The 18,320-nt window shown below is 69.1% G+C and carries 15 protein-coding genes and 1 tRNA gene; 9 read left to right on the plus strand and 7 right to left on the minus strand.

From position 1 onward, the window contains the following. Nucleotides 1–9: 9 nt before the first annotated feature. From AQJ27_RS08195 to AQJ27_RS08215, 5 genes are all read left to right on the plus strand, one after another. Nucleotides 10–378 carry a chorismate mutase gene (locus tag AQJ27_RS08195; RefSeq protein ID WP_067363940.1) on the plus strand — a complete coding sequence of 123 codons (369 nt, stop codon included), beginning with the start codon at nucleotides 10–12 and terminating at the stop codon, nucleotides 376–378. 221 nt (nucleotides 379–599) lie between these two features. Next, entirely contained in the window at nucleotides 600–1,181 is a 582-nt protein-coding gene (locus AQJ27_RS08200; protein ID WP_067363943.1) for a response regulator, read from the plus strand. A 105-nt stretch (nucleotides 1,182–1,286) separates the two neighbouring features. Further along, a complete protein-coding gene (gene pepN, locus AQJ27_RS08205; protein ID WP_067363946.1) occupies nucleotides 1,287–3,785 on the plus strand; it encodes an aminopeptidase N in 2,499 nt (832 codons plus the stop codon). Between the two features lie 426 nt (nucleotides 3,786–4,211). Further along, a complete protein-coding gene (locus AQJ27_RS08210; RefSeq protein ID WP_067363949.1) occupies nucleotides 4,212–5,576 on the plus strand; it encodes a pyridoxal phosphate-dependent decarboxylase family protein in 1,365 nt (454 codons plus the stop codon). After that, on the plus strand, nucleotides 5,573–6,994 hold the full coding sequence (locus AQJ27_RS08215; protein WP_067363952.1) for a lysine N(6)-hydroxylase/L-ornithine N(5)-oxygenase family protein: 1,422 nt from the start codon (nucleotides 5,573–5,575) through the stop codon (nucleotides 6,992–6,994). The genes AQJ27_RS08210 and AQJ27_RS08215 overlap by 4 nt, the downstream gene beginning before the upstream one ends. A 73-nt stretch (nucleotides 6,995–7,067) precedes the next feature. On the opposite strand, the gene AQJ27_RS08220 is transcribed toward AQJ27_RS08215, so the two are convergent. Continuing rightward, nucleotides 7,068–8,882 (minus strand): bifunctional metallophosphatase/5'-nucleotidase, encoded by a 1,815-nt coding sequence (locus AQJ27_RS08220; protein ID WP_067363955.1) that lies wholly within the window; start codon nucleotides 8,880–8,882, stop codon nucleotides 7,068–7,070. A 138-nt stretch (nucleotides 8,883–9,020) separates the two neighbouring features. Between AQJ27_RS08220 and AQJ27_RS08225 the strand changes: the two genes are divergently transcribed. Beyond that, nucleotides 9,021–9,734 carry an SIMPL domain-containing protein gene (locus AQJ27_RS08225; RefSeq protein ID WP_067363958.1) on the plus strand — a complete coding sequence of 238 codons (714 nt, stop codon included), beginning with the start codon at nucleotides 9,021–9,023 and terminating at the stop codon, nucleotides 9,732–9,734. 217 nt (nucleotides 9,735–9,951) lie between these two features. Next, complete coding sequence (pyk, locus tag AQJ27_RS08230) at nucleotides 9,952–11,388, plus strand: pyruvate kinase (protein ID WP_067363961.1); 1,437 nt, start codon at nucleotides 9,952–9,954, stop codon at nucleotides 11,386–11,388. 9 nt (nucleotides 11,389–11,397) lie between these two features. Here the strand turns inward: pyk and AQJ27_RS08235 are convergent, their stop codons facing one another. Together AQJ27_RS08235 and AQJ27_RS08240 are read right to left on the minus strand one after the other, a co-directional pair. After that, entirely contained in the window at nucleotides 11,398–12,174 is a 777-nt protein-coding gene (locus AQJ27_RS08235; protein ID WP_067363964.1) for a helix-turn-helix domain-containing protein, read from the minus strand. Nucleotides 12,175–12,280: 106 nt separating this feature from the next. Beyond that, nucleotides 12,281–12,355 (minus strand) — tRNA-Leu (locus AQJ27_RS08240). A gap of 99 nt (nucleotides 12,356–12,454) precedes the next feature. On the opposite strand from AQJ27_RS08240, the gene AQJ27_RS08245 reads away from it, so the two are divergent. Together AQJ27_RS08245 and AQJ27_RS08250 are read left to right on the plus strand one after the other, a co-directional pair. Then, nucleotides 12,455–13,105, plus strand: a complete 651-nt coding sequence (locus AQJ27_RS08245) for an ANTAR domain-containing response regulator (protein WP_067363967.1) — start codon at nucleotides 12,455–12,457, stop codon at nucleotides 13,103–13,105. Nucleotides 13,106–13,227: 122 nt separating this feature from the next. Further along, nucleotides 13,228–13,611, plus strand: coding sequence for a DUF2267 domain-containing protein (locus AQJ27_RS08250; protein ID WP_067363970.1), 384 nt, complete (start codon nucleotides 13,228–13,230; stop codon nucleotides 13,609–13,611). A 121-nt stretch (nucleotides 13,612–13,732) separates the two neighbouring features. On the opposite strand, the gene AQJ27_RS08255 is transcribed toward AQJ27_RS08250, so the two are convergent. From AQJ27_RS08255 to AQJ27_RS08270, 4 genes are read right to left on the minus strand one after another with little or no spacing between them, the layout of a single operon-like run. Continuing rightward, nucleotides 13,733–14,449, minus strand: coding sequence for an ABC transporter ATP-binding protein (locus tag AQJ27_RS08255; RefSeq protein ID WP_067363973.1), 717 nt, complete (start codon nucleotides 14,447–14,449; stop codon nucleotides 13,733–13,735). Next, nucleotides 14,446–15,420 (minus strand): ABC transporter ATP-binding protein, encoded by a 975-nt coding sequence (locus AQJ27_RS60130; RefSeq protein WP_096239801.1) that lies wholly within the window; start codon nucleotides 15,418–15,420, stop codon nucleotides 14,446–14,448. Before AQJ27_RS60130 ends, AQJ27_RS08255 begins: the two co-directional genes overlap by 4 nt. Beyond that, the gene (locus AQJ27_RS08265; protein ID WP_067364813.1) at nucleotides 15,417–17,213 is read right to left on the minus strand and encodes a branched-chain amino acid ABC transporter permease; all 1,797 of its coding nucleotides are present in this window, start codon (nucleotides 17,211–17,213) and stop codon (nucleotides 15,417–15,419) included. The genes AQJ27_RS60130 and AQJ27_RS08265 overlap by 4 nt, the downstream gene beginning before the upstream one ends. A 5-nt stretch (nucleotides 17,214–17,218) precedes the next feature. Then, nucleotides 17,219–18,151: a branched-chain amino acid ABC transporter permease gene (locus tag AQJ27_RS08270; RefSeq protein ID WP_067363979.1), complete on the minus strand. Its 933-nt coding sequence runs from the start codon at nucleotides 18,149–18,151 to the stop codon at nucleotides 17,219–17,221. Nucleotides 18,152–18,320 lie beyond the last annotated feature (169 nt).

The following is an 18,320-nucleotide window of genomic DNA, read 5'->3' on the forward strand; positions in this document are numbered from 1 at the left end:
TTGCTCCCCATGACCACCAGCAACACCAGCAACACGAACGGCGGGGCGGGCGGCGAGGTCGACCCCGCCGTGCGCGCGGAACTCGCCCGGCTGCGCGACAGCATCGACAACATCGACGCCGCCGTCGTCCACATGCTCGCCGAACGCTTCAAATGCACCCAACAGGTCGGCCATCTCAAGGCCGCCCACCAGTTGCCGCCCGCCGACCCGTCCCGCGAGGCCCACCAGATCGCCCGGCTGCGCCGCCTCGCCGAGAGCGCCAAGCTGGATCCGGCCTTCGCGGAAAAGTTGCTGAATTTCATCATCGCCGAGGTCATCCGCCACCACGAGAGCATCGCGGACGGCGCCGGGCGGGGTGCGGCGGCCACGGGGGAGTGACACCGGGCGCCCCCAGCGTGCATCCTGCGTGAGCACTCCCTGTCAGGTGTCAGGCCAATGGCACATGCCAGCCGACCGTCCGTACGGGCTCCAGGGCACCCGCCACCCGTGGCACCCGCCACCTGTGGCACCCGCCATCCTTGGCATCCGCCATCCGTGGCACCAGCCCCCGCCCGTACCGGCCCGGGCCGGCATGTGGCCGATCGAGGGGACGTCGGGCCATGCCGTCGGATGCCAAGATCCTCATCGTCGACGACCACGAGGACACGCTGTACGCGCTCGAAAGCGCCCTCGCCCCGCTGGGCCACCTCGTGACCCGCGCGACCAGCGGCGACGACGCCCTCAAGGAAGTGCTGCGCGGCCAGGTCGGACTGCTCCTCCTCGACGTGCGCATGCCTGGCGTCAGCGGCCTCGACGTCGTGCGCTACATGCGCCGCGTGGAACAGACCCAGCACATCCCGGTCATGCTGCTCACCGGCTTCGGACCGGACACCGAACTGTCCGCCACCGCGTTCGCCCTCGGCGTCGCCGACCTCGTCATGAAGCCCGTCGACCCCTGGACCCTGCGCACCAAGGTCCGCTACCTGTACGACACCCACCAGCGCCGCCGGGCCCTGGAGGCGGAGGTGCGCGAGTTACGCGCCCGGACCGGGGAACGCGCCTCACCGCCCGCCCCGCGCCGCCCCCACCCCGACACCCGCGTCCCCCCGCAACGCGACGGCCGCAGCGAGGCGCGGGAGGCGCGGGATGCACGAGAGGCACGGGATGCGCGGGAGACACGGGAGCAGGACCGCACCGCCTGAGAACGCCGATCCCGCCGTTGAGTACGCCGATCCCGCCGTGTGACCGCGCCGAACAAACACCGCATACCGGACCACCCCTGTGTCCTGTCCGAGCCATCAGGCAGCATGTCCCCCATGTCCGTACTGACGCGCGACGAAGCGCAGACCCGTGCCCAGCTCCTCGACGTCCACCACTACGGGATCGCACTCGACGTGACCCACGGGGACGAGACCTTCGACTCCCTGACCGTCATCCGGTTCACCGCCCGCGCCGACGCGGACACCTTCGTCGAGCTGAAGCCCGCCGAACTGCGCTCCGTCACCCTCGACGGACAGCCCCTCGACCCCGAGACCCTCGACGAGAACCGGCTGCCCCTCAAGGGCCTCACCGCGGGCGAGCACGAACTGCGCGTCGACGCACGGATGCGCTACTCCCGCACCGGCGAGGGCATGCACCGCTTCACCGACCCCACCGACGGCGAGACCTACCTCTACACCCAGCTGTTCATGGAAGACGTCCAGCGCGTCTTCGCCGCCTTCGACCAGCCCGACCTGAAGGCCGTCTTCGAACTCTCCGTGACCGCCCCCGACGGCTGGACCGTCCTCGCCAACGGCGTCACCGAACACCTGGGAGAGGGCCGCTGGCAGGTCGCCCCCACCCCGCTGATCTCCACCTACCTCGTCGCCGTCGCCGCCGGCCCCTGGCACTCCGTCCGCACCGAGCACCGCGGCCTGCCCTTCGGCATCCACTGCCGCCGCTCGCTCGCCCCCCACCTCGACGCCGACTCCGACGAGATCCTCGACATCACCCGCGCCTGCTTCGACCGCTACCACGAGAAGTTCGACGAGCCCTACCCCTTCGACTCCTACGACCAGGCGTTCGTCCCCGAGTTCAACGCCGGCGCCATGGAGAACCCCGGCCTCGTCACCTTCCGCGAAGAGTTCGTCTACCGCTCCGCCGTCACCGACACCGAACGCCAGAACCGCGCCATGGTCATCGCCCACGAAATGGCCCACATGTGGTTCGGCGACCTCGTCACCCTGCGCTGGTGGGACGACATCTGGCTGAACGAGTCCTTCGCCGAGTACATGGGCTACCAGACCGTCACCGAAGCCACCCGCTTCACCGACACCTGGACCGACTTCGGCGTCACCCGCAAACCCTGGGGCTACGACGCCGACCAGCGCCCCTCCACCCACCCCGTCGCCCCCGACCCGGACGCCGTCCCCGACACCGCGTCCGCCATGCTCAACTTCGACGGCATCTCCTACGCCAAGGGCGCCTCCGCCCTGCGCCAACTCGTCACCTGGCTCGGCGAGAAGGACTTCCTGGCCGGCATCAACGCCCACTTCGCCCGCCACAAGTTCGCCAACGCCACCCTCGCCGACTTCATCGACAACCTCGCCTCCGCCACCGAACGCGACGTCCACGCCTGGGCCGACTCCTGGCTGCGCACCACCGGCGTCGACACCCTCACCCCCACCCTCACCGCCGGACCCGACGGCACCCACACCCTCACCGTCGAACACCACGGCAGCCGCCCGCACCGCATCGCCGTGGGCCTCTACGACAACGACCTCGGCGTCGAGGGCCGCCTCACCCTGCGCGACCGCCTCGAAGCCGACGTCCCGGGGACCGAGCCGACCATGATCGGCAAGCGCCCCGCCCTGCTCCTCCTCAACGACGGCGACCTCTCCTACGCCAAGGTCCGCTTCGACCCCGAGTCCTTCCGGACCGTGCGCACCGCCCTCGCCGGCCTGCCCGAACCCCTCACCCGCGCGGTCGTCTGGAACGCCCTGCGCGACGCCGTCCGCGACGGCGAACTGCCCGCCATGGCCTACATCGACGCCGCCCGCGCCCACCTCCCGCACGAGAGCGACCTCGCCCTCGTCCAGGGCGTCCTGTCGTTCGCCGCCGCCCAGGTCGCCGACCGCTACCTCCCCGCCGAGGACCGCCCCACGGCCCTCGCCACCCTCACCGACCTCTGCCGCGACCTCATCCGCCGCACCGAGGACGGCTCCCACCCCGGACTGCGCCTCACCGCCGTGCGCCACTACATCGACGTCGCCGCCCACCCCGACACCATCAGCGCCTGGTTCTCCGAAGGCACCGTCCCCGGCGGACCCGAACTCGACCCCGAACTGCGCTGGCGCATCCTCGGCCGGCTCGCCGTCCTCGGCGCCATCGACGACGCCGTCATCGAGGCCGAACTCGTCCAGGACCCCAGCGCCACCGGCCAGGAAGGCGCCGCCCGCTGCCGCGCCGCGCTGCCCGACCCCGAGGCCAAGCGCCGCGCCTGGGAGGAGATGTTCACCTCCGACCACCTCTCCAACTACCTCTTCATCGCCACCGCCCAGGGCTTCTGGCAGCCCGAACAGACCCACCTCGTCCGGGAGTACGTCGAGCGCTACTGGGCCGACGCCGTCGCCGTCTCCGCGCGTCGCGGCCCCGCCATCGCCGACGCCGCCGGGCGCTACGCGTTCCCCGTCCACGCCGTCAGCCCCGAAACCCTCGCCCTCGGCGAAGCGTGCCTTCGTGACGCCGACCCCATCCCCGCCCTCCGCCGCAAACTCCTCGACCAACTCGACGACCTGGCCCGAGCCTTGAAGGTACGAACCGCATAACCACGGCCTCGGCCACGGTCGGGTGGAGTCTGGTCGCGCAGTTCCCCGCGCCCCTTGGGCCGGGGCTGCGCCCCGGATCTCCGGCCCGCCCGGATTCGTTTGGCTGCGGGCCCGGTGGGGGCTGGTCGCGCAGTTCCCCGCGCCCCTAAAAGCCCTCAGCCCGTCCGGCGTTTGAGGACGAGGCCGTTCAGGCCGATGCGGGGGTCTGGGGGCGGCAGCCCCCAGGGATGGGACGGGTAGGGGCGGCGGGGGCGAGGAAAGCGGTTCAGGTTCCGGCGTGGCGTCTAGCACCTTCACCCCCCGCCCACATTTCCTCCGCCCACCAGTACCCCCATTCGGGTCGGATCGTTGACCTTTCAGGGCGCGCAGGCCCATCCCCGTACACGCTGGTACTCCCCCTGCCGCGCGCCCACCGGAGGACACCCCATGAGCACGCCGCCCCTCGCCTCAGGCCCCGAAGGTCCCGGCGCGCTGCGGCCGCTGCTCGACACCGTCCTCGACGCACTGCGCGAGGGCGGCGAGGCACGCGGGGGACCACTGCCCGCCGGCGGACCGGAGAGCGTGGCCCGGCGCGTACGGGACGCGCTCGGCGACGTACTGCCCGAGCAGGGAACCGAAGACGCCCTACGCGTCGTCGTACGGGCTCTCGCCGAGGGCGCGGCCGACCCCGCCGACCCCCTGTGCGCCGCCCACCTGCACTGCCCACCCCTCGCCGTCGCCACCGCCGCCGACCTCGCCGCCTCCGCCCTCAACCCCTCCATGGACTCCTGGGACCAGGCTCCGGCCGCCTCCGAACTGGAGGCACTCGTCACCCGGGCCCTGGCCCAGGAGATCGGCGCCGACGACGCCCTGGTCACCACCGGCGGCACCGAGTCCAACCAACTCGCCCTCCTCCTCGCCCGGGAGGCACACGCCGGTGTGCGGCTCATCCACGGCGCCAACGCCCACCACTCCCTGCCCCGCGCCGCCTGGCTCCTCGGCCTGCCCGACCCCGTCGTCGTCCCCGCCCCCGCCGGCACCATGGACCTCGCCGCACTCGACGAAGCCCTCACCGAACTCCAGGGCCTCCGCGGCTCCCTCCTCGTGGCCGCCACCGCAGGCACCACCGACGCCGGACTCATCGACCCCCTGCCCGACATCGCCGACCTCTGCGAAGCCCACGGCACCCGCCTCCACATCGACGCCGCCTACGGCGGAGGCCTCCTCTTCAGCGACCACCACCGCGGCAAACTCGACGGACTCGACCGCGCCCACACCGTCACCCTCGACCTGCACAAACTCGGCTGGCAGCCCGTCGCCGCAGGCCTCCTCGTCGTCAAGGACCCCCACGACCTCGACGCCCTGGGCCACCGCGCCGACTACCTCAACGCCGACGACGACACCGAAGCGGGCCTCCCCGACCTCCTCGGCCGCTCCCTGCGCACCAGCCGACGCCCCGACATCCTCAAAGTCGCCGTCACCCTCAAAACCCTGGGACGAGCGGGACTCGGCGCGCTCGTCGACCAGGTCTGCGCCCGCGCCGTCGAGCTGGCGGACCTCGTCGAAGCACACCCCGGCTTCGAGCTCTACGACCCGCCCACCCTCAGCACCGTCCTGTTCCGCCCCGCCGAAGCCTCCGACGAAGCCGTCGCCGCCGTACGCCGCACCCTGCTCCACGAAGGACGCGCCGTCCTCGGCCGAGCCCTGCTCGACGACCGGCTCTGGCTCAAAGCCACCCTCCTCAACCCCCACACCCGGCCGGGCGACCTGGCCGCGCTCCTGAAACTGGTGGAAGGACACACACCCCGATGAGCCCGACGCCCCTCCCCCCACCCCACGAGCCCGACGCGCCCCGCGACCTCGTGGGCATCGGCATCGGCCCGTTCAACCTCTCCCTCGCCGCCCTCGCCCACCCCCTCCCCGAACTCGACAGCGTCTTCTACGAACAACGCCCCGGCTTCGACTGGCACCCGGGCCTGCTCATCGACGGCGCCACCCTCCAGGTCCCCTTCCTCGCCGACCTGGTCACCCTCGCCGACCCCGCCAGCCCCTGGTCCTTCCTCAACTACCTCAAGGACCGCGACCGCCTCTTCCCCTTCTACTTCGCCGAGCGCTTCCACATGCAACGCGCCGAGTACGACGCCTACTGCCGCTGGGTCGCGGGCCGCCTCCCCGGACTCCACTTCGGCCACCAGGTCGACGCCGTCCGCTGGAACCCCGAACGCACCCTGTTCGAAGTCGACTTCACCCAGCTCGACAGCGAGGGAGAAGCCGAGGCCCTCGGCCGTACCTACACCCGCAACATCGTCCTCGGCGTCGGCACCGCACCCCACATCCCCGAGCCCCTCAAACCCCTCGTCGACGCCCCCGGCGTCCCCGTCATCCACGCCGCGGACTACCTCGCCCACCGCGAACGCTTCCTCACCGCCGAACACATCACCGTCATCGGCGCGGGGCAGTCGGGCGCCGAGGTCTTCCTCGACCTCCTGCGCAACCGGCCCGCCGGCCGCGAGAAGATCCACTGGCTCGCCCGCACCGAGGCCTTCGCCCCGATGGAGTACTCCAAGCTCGGCCTCGAACACTTCACCCCCGACTACACCCGCTACTTCCACGCCCTCACCGAGCCCGTACGCGACCGGCTCGTCGCCGCCCAATGGCAACTCCACAAGGGCATCGACGCCGACACCATCGCCGCCATCCACGACGAGCTCTACCGTCGCACCCTCCACGGCGGCTGGCCCGACGCCGTCCTCACCCCCGCCGTCACCGTCCGCACCGCGGGCCGCGTCGCCACCACCAAGGTCGAACTCCACCTCGAACACGGCCAGCAGGGCGCCCGCACCCGCCTCACCACCGACGCCGTGGTCCTCGCCACCGGCTACCGCGAACGCCCCCTCGGCCAGATCCTCGCCGGACTCGACCCCTACCTGCGCCGCGACAGCGCCGAACGCCCCCGCATCGACGACCAGTTCCGCCTGGCCCTCGACCCCTCCGTCCCCGGCCGCGTCTACGTACAGAACGCCGAACTCCACACCCACGGCGTCGGCGCCCCCGACCTCGGCCTCGCCGCCTGGCGCAGCGCCACCATCCTCAACTCGCTGACGGGCAAGGACCCCTACCCGCTCCCGCGCCGTACGGCCTTCACCACCTTCGGACTCGAACCCCAGTCCCAGGTCCCGCCCGCCCGCCACACCGTCCAGACCCTCACCCCGCTCGTCGACGGACGGTAAGAAGAAGACCCCGGACAAGAGCCCGGGGTCCTGAGAACAAGCGTGCTAGAACAAGTGCGCTAGAGCAGGCGGGCTAGAAAACCGGCGTGCCGTCCCGCGTGAGCTTCCAGTCCACCGAAGCGAACTCCTTCGGGTCGAGCACACCCTTCGCGGTCACCCACTCGGCGATCCGCGTACGGATCTCCGTCGACTCCGACCAGACCTCCTTCGCGGACGCCACATGCGGGAAGGCGCCGCCACCGTTCGCCCGGTAGTTGTTCACCGCGAACACGAACTGCTGCGCGTCGTCCAGCGCCGCACCGTTGTACGTCAGGTTCTTGATCCGCGAACCCTCCGCCTGCGCGATGTCGATGTCGTACCGGAGCCCCGACACATAGTCGTAGTTGTAGTCCGGACGGTTGTTCGCGTTGGTCAGCTTCTCCGTGTCGATCACCGCACCGGCCGCCGTCCGCACGAAGTAGTTCGCCGAGTACTCCAGGTACGCCCGCACCTGTGCCCCCGTCAGCACCTTCGCGACCAGCGTGTTGTCGTACACGTACAGGCTCGACAGATCCCGGATCGTCACCTTGCCGGCCGGGATCTCGGAGGTGCGCGAGAACGGCGAGGCCTGCGCGATCACGGGCAGCGACGCGTACTCCGTGCCCACCAGCGCCGCCTTGACCACGTCCTCCTGCACCTTGGTGATCAGGTCGATGATCGGGGCGTCCTTGTAACGCGCCTCGACCGTCGTCAGCGTGTCCGTGGCCGTGCCGACCACCTGGTTGACGTACGCCACCACCAGGTCGTGCTCGTCCTTCAGCAGCCGGGTGATCTTCGGGTCGTCGGCGACCGAGTTCGAGTTGCGGACCGTGGCCGCAACCGACTCGACCTGCCACTTCCCCTTCTCGAGGACCAGCTCGAAGTCGAACACCGACAGCCGCTCCGCATACGCCAGCGGCTCCGACAGCACCACGGTCCTGCCGGTCTTGGTGTTGGTGACCTTCAGCTCCGGGATCTCCACGTGCGCGTGCCCGACGAGAATCGCGTCGATCCCCGGCACCTGCTGGGCGACGAGCGCCGCCGAGTTCTCGACGTACGGCAGCTGGTCACCGTAGGAGGACGTGCCGGACGAACCGGAGTGCGCCGACACGACGACCACGTCCGCACCCATCGACCGCAGCTTCGGCACCCACTTCGCCGCCTGCTCCTCCAGACCCGGGAACGTCAACTTCCCCTGGACGTACGCCTTGTCCCAGATCGCGATACCCGGGTTCGTCAGCCCGAGCACCGCCACCTTCACCGACGGGGCACCCGGCACGTGGAACGTCTTCATGAAGTACGGCGGGAAAGCCGGCTTCAGCGTCTTCGCGTCCAGCGCGTTCGCACCCAGCAGCGGGAAGCGGCACTGCGACTCGAACTTCCGCAGCGTCTCGATGCCGTAGTTGAACTCGTGGTTGCCCAGCGCCACCGCGTCATAGCCGATCGCGTTCATCGCCTGCGCCATCGGGTGCACCGGACCGCCCTTGGCGGTGATCGGGTCCACCTTCGCGAAGTAGTACGTCAGCGGGGTGCCCTGGATCGTGTCGCCCGCGTCCAGAAGGAGGGTGTTGCAACGCCCCTTCTCCTTGCGGATCTCGTTCACCAGCGTCGAGATCCGCGCCAGACCCTGCGCGTTGCCCGCCGTGTCCTTGTATTCCGCGTCCTTGAAGTAGTCCCAGTTGAAGACATGTCCGTGCAGGTCCGTCGTGCCCATGACGGTGAGGGAGTGCCGCTTCACAGGCTTCTTCCTACCCCCTGCCGCCGCCGAGGTCGCCGCCTGCGCGGACGGAGCCGCGACCGCACCGGTCAACGCCACCCCCGCACCCGTCACGGCGGACTTCTTCAGGAACTTCCGGCGGTTCAACGGCATGTCTATGGCTCCTTGGGAATTGGTCAACGACGCGCGTAGATTCTGACCCACGCATGACACTCCAGAACAGGCCCTGGAGGTTTCCATCTGGTGACCACCGGGCACCACGACCACCCTTGCGGTGACAGAGTGGGGCGTATGGCCCCCACCGCAGAGGAACCCCGGCCCGCAGTCCCCTACGGAACCCCCGAATCACCCCGCATCGCCGTACGCGGCGAAGCCCACCTCGAAGTCGACCCCGAGATCGCCCGCATCGGCATCACCGTCAGCGCCCGCGGCACCGACCGACGCGAGGCCCTCGCCGACCTCACCCGCCGCAACGCGACGGCCATGGACCTGGTGAAGTCCTACGGAGACGCCGTCGAACGCCTCGAAACCGGCGCCTTCTCCATCAGCCCGGAACTCACGAAACACGGCCGCGGCGAACGCGTCCGCGCCTACCACGGCCGCGTCCACCTCACCGCCGAACTCACCGACTTCACCGCACTCGGCGAGCTGACCACACGCCTCGCGGACCTCGACCTCACCCGGGTCGACGGCCCCTGGTGGGCCCTGCGCCCCGACTCGCCCTGCCACCGCCAAGCCCGACAGCAGGCGGTCCGCGAAGCCGTCCAACGGGCTCGCGAATACGCCGAAGCCCTCGGCACCACTCTCGCCGCCCTCGTCGAACTCGCCGACATCGGCGCCGAGAACGCCCAGCCCTACCCGGCAGGCCCCGGCCGCGCCATGCGCTCCATGTCCTTCGCCGGCAGCACCCCCGAAGAAGCCGCCCCCCTCGACCTCGAACCCGAGCGCCAACACGTCTACGCCCAGGTCAACGCCCGATTCACGATGGCCCCGCCGGAGCTGTAAAGCGCGGGTTCGGAAGGCTTGCCATTTCGCTATAGATATATGCAGTGGAAATATGCAGTACTGGATCCATGCGGCCGGGGTGTGCAAAGCGACCAAGCCGCTCATCAGAGCACCCCGGCGCACAATTCAACTGTTGTCAATAAGGCTTCACGTAAAGGTTGTTGAGTAGTCATGCTGGACCAATTCTCTACCGACCGGTAAGGCCTAGGCTCAAACCATGCGCCGAGCAAAAATCGTCTGTACATTGGGCCCCGCCACCGACTCGTACGACCAGCTCAAAGCCCTGGTCGACGCCGGAATGGACGTAGCCCGCTTCAACCTCAGCCACGGCACCTACGCCGAACACGAGGAGCGCTACCAGCGCGTGCGAAAGGCCTCCGACGAGACCGGCCGCAGCGTCGGACTGCTCGCCGACCTTCAAGGCCCGAAGATCCGACTCGGCCGTTTCACCGAAGGCCCCGTACTCCTTGAACGCGGAGACACCTTCACCATCACCGTCGAAGAGGGCGCCGAGGGCGACCGCCTCACCTGTGGCACGACGTACTCGGGCCTCGCGGCCGACGTCACCCCCGGCGAACGCATCCTCGTCGACGACGGCAAGGTCTGCCTCGAAGTCACCGCCGTCGACGGCCCCCGCGTCCACACCACCGTCGTCGAAGGCGGCATGGTCTCCGACCACAAGGGCCTCAACCTTCCCGGCGTCGCCGTCTCCGTCCCCGCCCTCTCCGACAAGGACGAAGCGGACCTCCGCTGGGCCCTGCGCACCGGCTTCGACGTCATCGCCCTCTCCTTCGTCCGCAGCGGCCGCGACATCGACGACGTCCACCGCATCATGGACGAGGAAGGCCGCCGCCTCCCCGTCATCGCGAAGGTCGAGAAGCCCCAGGCGGTCGACGCGATCGACGACATCGTCGCCGCCTTCGACGGCATCATGGTCGCCCGCGGCGACCTGGGCGTCGAAATGCCCCTCGAACAGGTCCCGATCGTCCAGAAGCGCGCCATCAAGCTGGCCAAGCGCAACGCCAAGCCGGTCATCGTCGCCACCCAGATGCTCGACTCGATGATCGACAACTCCCGCCCCACGCGAGCCGAGGCCTCCGACGTCGCCAACGCCGTCATCGACGGCACGGACGCCGTGATGCTCTCCGGCGAGACGAGCGTCGGCAAGTACCCCGTGGAAACCGTCCGGACGATGTCCCGCATCGTCGAGGCCGCCGAGGAGGACATCCTCGCCAAGGGCCTGCCGCCTCTGACCGACCGCAACAAGCCCCGCACCCAGGGCGGTGCGGTCGCCCGCGCGGCGGCGGAGATGGGCGACTTCCTCGGCGCCAAGTTCCTCGTCGCCTTCACGCAGTCCGGCGACACGGTCCGCCGCCTCTCCCGCTACCGCTCCCCGATCCCTCTGCTGGCCTTCACCCCCGACCCGGCCACCCGCTCCCAGCTGAACCTGACCTGGGGCGTAGAAACGTTCCTGGGACCGCACGTCGGCTCCACCGACGCGATGGTCGACCAGGTGGACGAACTCCTCCTGAAGTACGGCCGCTGCGAAAAGGGCGACATCGTCGTCATCACCGCCGGCTCCCCGCCCGGCGTCTCCGGCACCACGAACCTCGTACGCGTCCACCACATCGGAGAGGACGACAGCCCCAAGTAGGCCTGGCTGTCAGTACTTGGGACCGACGTGGGCGTCCATGAGAGCGACGGAGGCTTTGCGGGCGACGGAGATGTTGAACGGGTTTCCGTTGCGGGTGCAGTGCGTCCACTGGATGCCGAGCTTGTCGAGTGTGTCGGTGTAGAGCTGCCGGATGTCGTCGGAGACGTTGGTGAAGAAATACCGGGGGTATTCGTAGCGCTTGCGCTCGCCGGCGATGACCTTCTCGGTCCAGTTGGTGATCCGGCAGCCGTCGGAGTGGACGAGCCCGCGGATGAATTCCCAGGGATGAGCGTCGACGATTTCCTGTTGCCAGGGTTCGAGGACGATCGGGCGCTCGTGCTTCTTGCCGGGGCCGCGCTGGGGGAAGAGGCAGGGCCAGTGCCGGCTGTATCCGACGATCGAGACGTACCCGACTGCTTGGACCCGGTTCGACTTCTTGCTGGGGTTGATGGCTTCGACGGCGCCGGCGCAAGCTTCGATGAGGCCTGGCCAAGTGTTGGCGCATGCGATGCGGAGAACGTAGCCCGCTCGCATGCCGGGGCTGATACAGCCGTCACCGAGGTAGAGCCCCAAGAGGTAGCTGTAGGCCGCCGTGTTGGAGGGTGGCTCGGTCGCTGGGCCGCATCTTGAGCACGGCGTGCGCTGCATGCGCGGTAACGGGTCGACGCGCGATTGCCAGCAACGGATCGCCGACCTGGATACCCCGGTCTCCTTGCTCGCGGAGTTCAGGCTGCGCCCCTGAGCGACAAGCGTCAGAGCTCGCTCGCGTGTGCTCATGTCGTACATGTGGCTACTTTGTGCGAGCGATCGCGACCGTGCGCAGCAAAAAGCGGATGTTCACGAGAACGGGAACATCCGCTTTTCTGTGTCGACCTTGGAATCCAAGGAAAAGTGCCCCGAGTCGGACTCGAACCGACACTGTATGGGTTTTGAATCCATTGCCTGCTGCCAATTGGGCTACCGGGGCCCGCTGAATCGAAGGTTTACCCCGACCCGCTGCCCGTCCACCATACCGCAGCTAGGTAGGCTCTTGGGAGCAGTACCCGCCCCTGAACGAGGAGCCCCCGTGACCGCCCCCGAGTCGCCCCAGCCCGTCGCCGACGACGACAAGTCGCACGTGCCTCCGCTGACGACCCGTGTCGTCATCGCCGAGGATGAGGCGCTGATCCGCCTCGACCTCAAAGAGATGCTCGAGGAAGAGGGCTACGCCGTCGTGGGCGAGGCGGGGGACGGGGAGCAGGCCGTCGAGCTGGCCCGTGAGCACCGGCCCGACCTCGTGATCCTCGACGTCAAGATGCCCAAGCTGGACGGGATCTCGGCGGCCGAGAAGATCGCCGAGGAGAGCATCGCCCCCGTGCTGATGCTCACCGCGTTCTCGCAGCGCGACCTCGTCGAGCGGGCCCGTGACGCCGGCGCGATGGCGTACCTCGTGAAGCCCTTCAGCAAGAGCGACGTCGTACCGGCGATCGAGATGGCCGTCTCGCGGTTCACGGAGCTGAAGCAGCTGGAGAGGGAGGTCGCGGACCTCAGCCAGCGCCTGGAGACGCGGAAGCTGGTGGACCGGGCCAAGTCCGTGCTCCAGACGCAGTACGGGCTGACCGAGCCCGCCGCGTTCCGGTGGATCCAGAAGACCTCCATGGACCGCCGTATGTCCATGCAGCAGGTCGCCGAGGCGGTCATCGCGGACGCCGAGGAGAAGAAGTCCTCCAAGGGCTAGGGAGCGGCGGTGCCCCGTACCGGGGTGCCGTGGCTTGCCCGCGCGAGCCCGGCGACCGCGTGTCAGGCTGGTTCCGGGGCCGCGTGGCCTTCGGGTCGGCAAGGCAGCAAAGGAGACAGCGCGTGGAAGAGAAGGCGTTCGTCCAAGCGGTGTCGGAACGTACGGGCCTGACTCGGCAGGAGTCGGCCGATCTCACGCGTGCCACGCTCGAGACGCTCGCCCATCGGCTGAGCTCGGGTGAGGCGCGGAACCTGGCGCTGGAGCTCCCGGAGGGTCTGGCGGAGTCCGTTCGGCGGGGTGCCACCGCGGAGATCGAGCGCTTCGACTATGACGAGCTCGTGCGGCGTGTGGCCCAGCGCAACGTGCTCAAGCCGGACGAGGCCGACAGCGGCGTCCGCGCCGTGCTGGTCACACTCCGTGAGGCGATCAGCGAGAAGGAGTTCGGCCACGCGATGTCGCAACTCGGTGCCGACTTCTCCAGGCCGATCGAGAATTTCGTCGGCTGATTTCCCGGCGAGCGGTATGGGCGAGCGGTATAGGTGAGCGACGAAGAGGCCCGCGTCCCCCGACTGGGGGCGCGGGCCTCTTCGCGCGGCGGCTGTACGGTCGTACGGCCGGAGCCTGGTCTCAGTCCTCGCCCAGGTAGGCCTTGCGTACCGACTCGTCGTGCAGCAGGTCCTGTCCGGTGCCGGAGAGGACGATGTTGCCGACCTCCATGACGTGTCCCTGATCGGCGAGGGAGAGCGCCGCCTGGGCGTTCTGCTCGACGAGGAGGATCGTCGTACCGTCGGCCTTGAGCTCGGCGATGGTGGCCATGATCTTCTGCATCATGATCGGCGAGAGGCCCATGGAGGGTTCGTCGAGCATGAGCAGCTTGGGCTGGGACATGAGCGCGCGGCCCATGGCCAGCATCTGCTGCTCTCCGCCGGAGAGGGTTCCCGCGGCCTGCTTGCGGCGTTCACCCAGGATGGGGAAGAGGTCGTAGGCGCGCTGGATGTCCTTCTCGATGCCCGCCTTGTCGGTGCGCAGGAACGCGCCGAGCTGGAGGTTCTCGGTGATCGTCAGCCGGGGGAAGATGTGGCGTCCCTCGGGGGAGTGGGCGAGGCCCAGGGAGACGATCTTGTGGGCGGGGATGTTGCTGAGGGGTTTGCCGTCGAAGGTGATGCGGCCCGCGGTGGGCTTGAGGAGCCCGGAGAGGGTGCGCAGGGTGGTCGTCTTGCCGGCGCCGTTGGTGCCGATGAGGGTGACGATCTGGCCGGCTTCGACGGAGAAGGAGATGCCCTTGACGGCTTCGATCTTGCCGTAGGCGACCTTGAGGTCTTCGACCTCGAGCAGTGCGGTCACTGGGCGTTTCCTTCCTTGCTGGTGGTGCCCTCCGCGGCGGCGTCGCTCTCGGCGGCCTCAGGAGTCTCGGCGGCCTCGGGAGTCTCGGTCGCCTCGGGGGCTTCCGCGGTCTCGGGAGTTCCCGTGGCCTCCGCCGCCTCGGCGGCTTCGACCTCGGCGAGTTCCTCCGCGCCGGGGGCGCCCTCGAAGGGGGTGCCGAGGTAGGCGGCGATGACGCGTTCGTCGCCCTGGACGACCTCGGAGGTGCCCTCGACGAGCTTCTCGCCCTGGACGAGGCAGGCGACGCGGTCGGACAGGTTGAAGATGAAGCGCATGTCGTGCTCGATGACGAGGACGGCGATGCCCCTGTCGCGGATGGCGAAGACGAGGTCTTCGGTCGCGCGTGTCTCCTGGGGGTTCATGCCGGCCGTGGGCTCGTCCAGGAGCAGCAGTCCCGGTTCGCTCGCCATGGCGCGGGCGATTTCGAGCTTGCGCTGTTCGCCGTAGGGGAGGTTGCGGGAGAGGTGGTCGGCCTTGTGGGCGAGGCCGATGAACTCCAGCAGTTCCATGGCGCGTTCGCGGGAGGCGGCTTCTGCCTTGCGGAAGCCGGGGCCGCGCAGGAGGGCCGACCAGAGGCCTTCCTTGGTCCTGGTGTGGCGGCCGACGAGCACGTTCTCCAGGACGGTCATGTTGGCGAAGAGCCGGATGTTCTGGAAGGTGCGGGCGATGCCGGCGCTGGTGACGAGGTGGGGCTTGGGCGGGAGGACGGTGCCCTTGTAGGAGACCTTGCCCTCGGTCGGCACGTACAGGCCGGTGAGGCAGTTGAAGAACGTCGTCTTGCCCGCGCCGTTGGGGCCGATGAGGCCGACGATCTCGCCCGAGTTGACGGTGAGGTCGACGCTGCGTACGGCGGTGAGGCCGCCGAAGCGCATGGTGACGCCGCTGGCCTCGAGTACGGGGCTGGTGGCCGTGGTGGTGGTCATGTGGGTCACGCCCCTGCCTTGGTGACGCCGACGGTGGAGTCGGGCAGGCCTTGTTCGGGGATGTCGATGCTGTCGTCGGACTCGTGGAATTCGAGCTGGCGGCGGCGGTTGGCGATGATGCCTTCGGGGCGGAAGCGCATGAGGATCACGAGCGCGATGCCGAAGGCGAAGAGCTGGTACTCCTTCAGGAAGCCGAGCTTCTCGGGGAGGAGGTAGAGCAGGGTGGCGCCGAGGATGGGGCCGTTGACCGTGCCCATGCCGCCGAGGACGACCGCGGCCAGCAGGAAGGCGGAGTTGGGCGGTACGGATCCGGCGAACTGGTACGGGGCCGGGTTGACGCTGTAGCCGACGTGGGCGCTGACCGTGCCGGCGAGGCCGGCGAGGGAGGCGCCGAGGGCGAAGGCGATGAGCTTGACGCGGAAGCCGTTGATGCCCATGGCGGTCGCGGCGGTCTCGTCCTCGCGGATGGCGATCCAGGAGCGGCCGATACGGGAGTCGGCGGCGCGGTTGAAGACGATCACGACGATGCCGGTGATGATCAGCATCAGCAGGAAGTAGTTCGCGAAGCGGCCGAGGGTGATCGAGCCGATGTCGTGCGAGTTCCCGAGGTTGAACCCGAAGATGTCGAGGTCCGGGATCATCGAGATGCCGTTGGGGCCGTTGGTGATGTTGGGTCCGGAGGAGCCGTCGAGGTTGTTGACGGTGATGCGGAAGATCTCTCCGAAGCCGAGGGTGACGATGGCGAGGTAGTCGCCACGCAGTCGCAGGGTGGGGGCGCCGATGAGGACGCCGAAGACGAGCGACGCGGCCATGCCGGTGAGCATGGCGGCCCAGAAGGGGAACTGGACGCCGGAGAAGCGGGAGAACTCGGAGCCGGAGACGAGGGCCGCGGCGTAGGCGCCGACGCCGAGGAAGGCGACGTATCCGAGGTCGAGGAGTCCGGTGAGGCCGACGACGATGTTCAGGCCGAGGGCGACGGTGGCGACGACGAGGATGTTCACGCCGAGGTTGGCGTTGTGCTCGTTGTTCTCGACGAAGGGGAAGACCGCCGCGGCGAGGAACGCCATGGAGGTGGCGAATCCCTTGTGGCGGGCGTTGAACGTGGCGAAGCGGTCGAAGAGTCCGGCGGCTTGGAGTGCCCAGGTGCCGAAGATGACGAGCAGCAGGTAGCCGATGAAGGTCTCGCTGGCCTCGGGGTCTACGCCGATGCCGTAGGTGAAGACGATCAGGGCGACGGCGGTGGCGGCGGTGATGACGAGGCGCTCGGCCCAGCCGGGGAGCTTCTGGGCCGCGGGGATGCGGTCGGGCTTGCTGACCCAGTCCTTGAAGGTGTCGCCGGGGCTCGGCAGAGCGAGGGTGCCGACGAGGGCGATCAGGGAGCCGATGGCGGTGACATAGGCGCCGGGGTCGAGGGCGACGAGGCCCTTGAGGTCGACGGCGATGGCGATGGCGCTGAACCAGCTGACGGCGAACGCGGAGGCGGCGGCGAGGACGACGGGCGCGGTGGCGCCTGCCGGGTTGAGCCAGCGCAGGCCGCGGACGTCGAAGAGGGTGAGCGCGAAGAGCAGGGTGATCGCGCCGGCGACGAGGTCGAGGATCTGGAGGCCGGCCGGGGAGCCGTAGTAGGTGAGGTCCCCGGGGAAGTCGGCCGTGTAGGTCCACGACATGAAGGTGCTGGCGATGGTGGCGACGGCGCCGACGGCGATGAGGGCACGTGCGGCGGTCTGGGGGAGTGCGATCAGGCCGCGTGCGGTCTCGGTGACCTCGGCGGTGTTCTCTGCGGTGTTCTCGGTGGTTGCCATGGTGGTCACGCCCTGTCCGCGACGCGTTCGCCGACCAGGCCTTGTGGCCTGAACAGCAGTACGAGGATGAGGAGGACGAAGGCCCAGACGGAGGACCAGCCGCCGCCGCCGAGCTGCTGCATACCGGGGATGCCGTCGATGTAGGAGGTGGCCATGGTCTCGGCGAGGCCGAGGACGAGGCCGCCGATCATGGCGCCGTAGATGTTGCCGATGCCGCCGAGGACCGCGGCGGTGAAGGCCTTGAGGCCCATCTGGAAGCCCATGTTGTACTGGATCGAGCCGTAGCGCAGGCCGTAGGAGACGGCGGCGACGGCGGCGAAGAAGCCGCCGATGGCGAAGGCGATCACGATGATCTTGTTCGTGTCGATGCCCATGAGCTGGGCGGTGTCAGGGTCTTGGGCGGTGGCCTGCATGGCGCGGCCGGTGCGGGACATGCTGACGAAGAGCGCGAGGGCCGCCATGCAGAGCGGGGCGGCGACGATGACGAAGAGCGAGCCGCTGCTGATGCTGATGGACCCGATGTGCCAGGGACCGGCTTCGATCTGGGGGAAGTTGCGGTCGGTCTTCGCGTTCGGGTACCAGTTGAAGACGGCCTGCTGGAGCGCGAGGGAGAGGCCGATGGCGGTGATGAGGGGTGCCAGGCGTGGCGCGCCGCGCAGTGGTCGGTAGGCGAACCGTTCCGCCCCGACGGCGATGAGGACGGCGACGAGTCCGCCGCCGATGAGCATCGCTGGGAGGGCTATCCACATGGATGTGCCGTCGGGCAGGACGTAGAGGTAGACCGTGAGTGCGCCGAAGCCTCCGGTCATGAAGATCTCGCCGTGGGCGAAGTTGATGAGCTGGACGATGCCGTACACCATCGTGTAGCCGATGGCGATCAGCCCGTACATCGAGCCGAGGAACAGCCCGTTGGCCAGCTGCTGCGGCAGGGTGTTCACCGCATGGCCTCCATGTGGGTGGGGAGAGTGAACGGGGGGAGATGGGGCGGGCCGCGCGGTGACGTGTGGTCTTGGCCGCGCGGCCCTGGGGTGTAGCTAGCGGCGGATCTCGAATCAGCTGGATCGGCTGGAGTCAGCTGGGATCAGCCGGACTTGGCCGGCATCAGCT

It is taken from the genome of Streptomyces olivochromogenes (genome assembly GCF_001514115.1).
Lineage (GTDB): Bacteria > Actinomycetota > Actinomycetes > Streptomycetales > Streptomycetaceae > Streptomyces > Streptomyces olivochromogenes.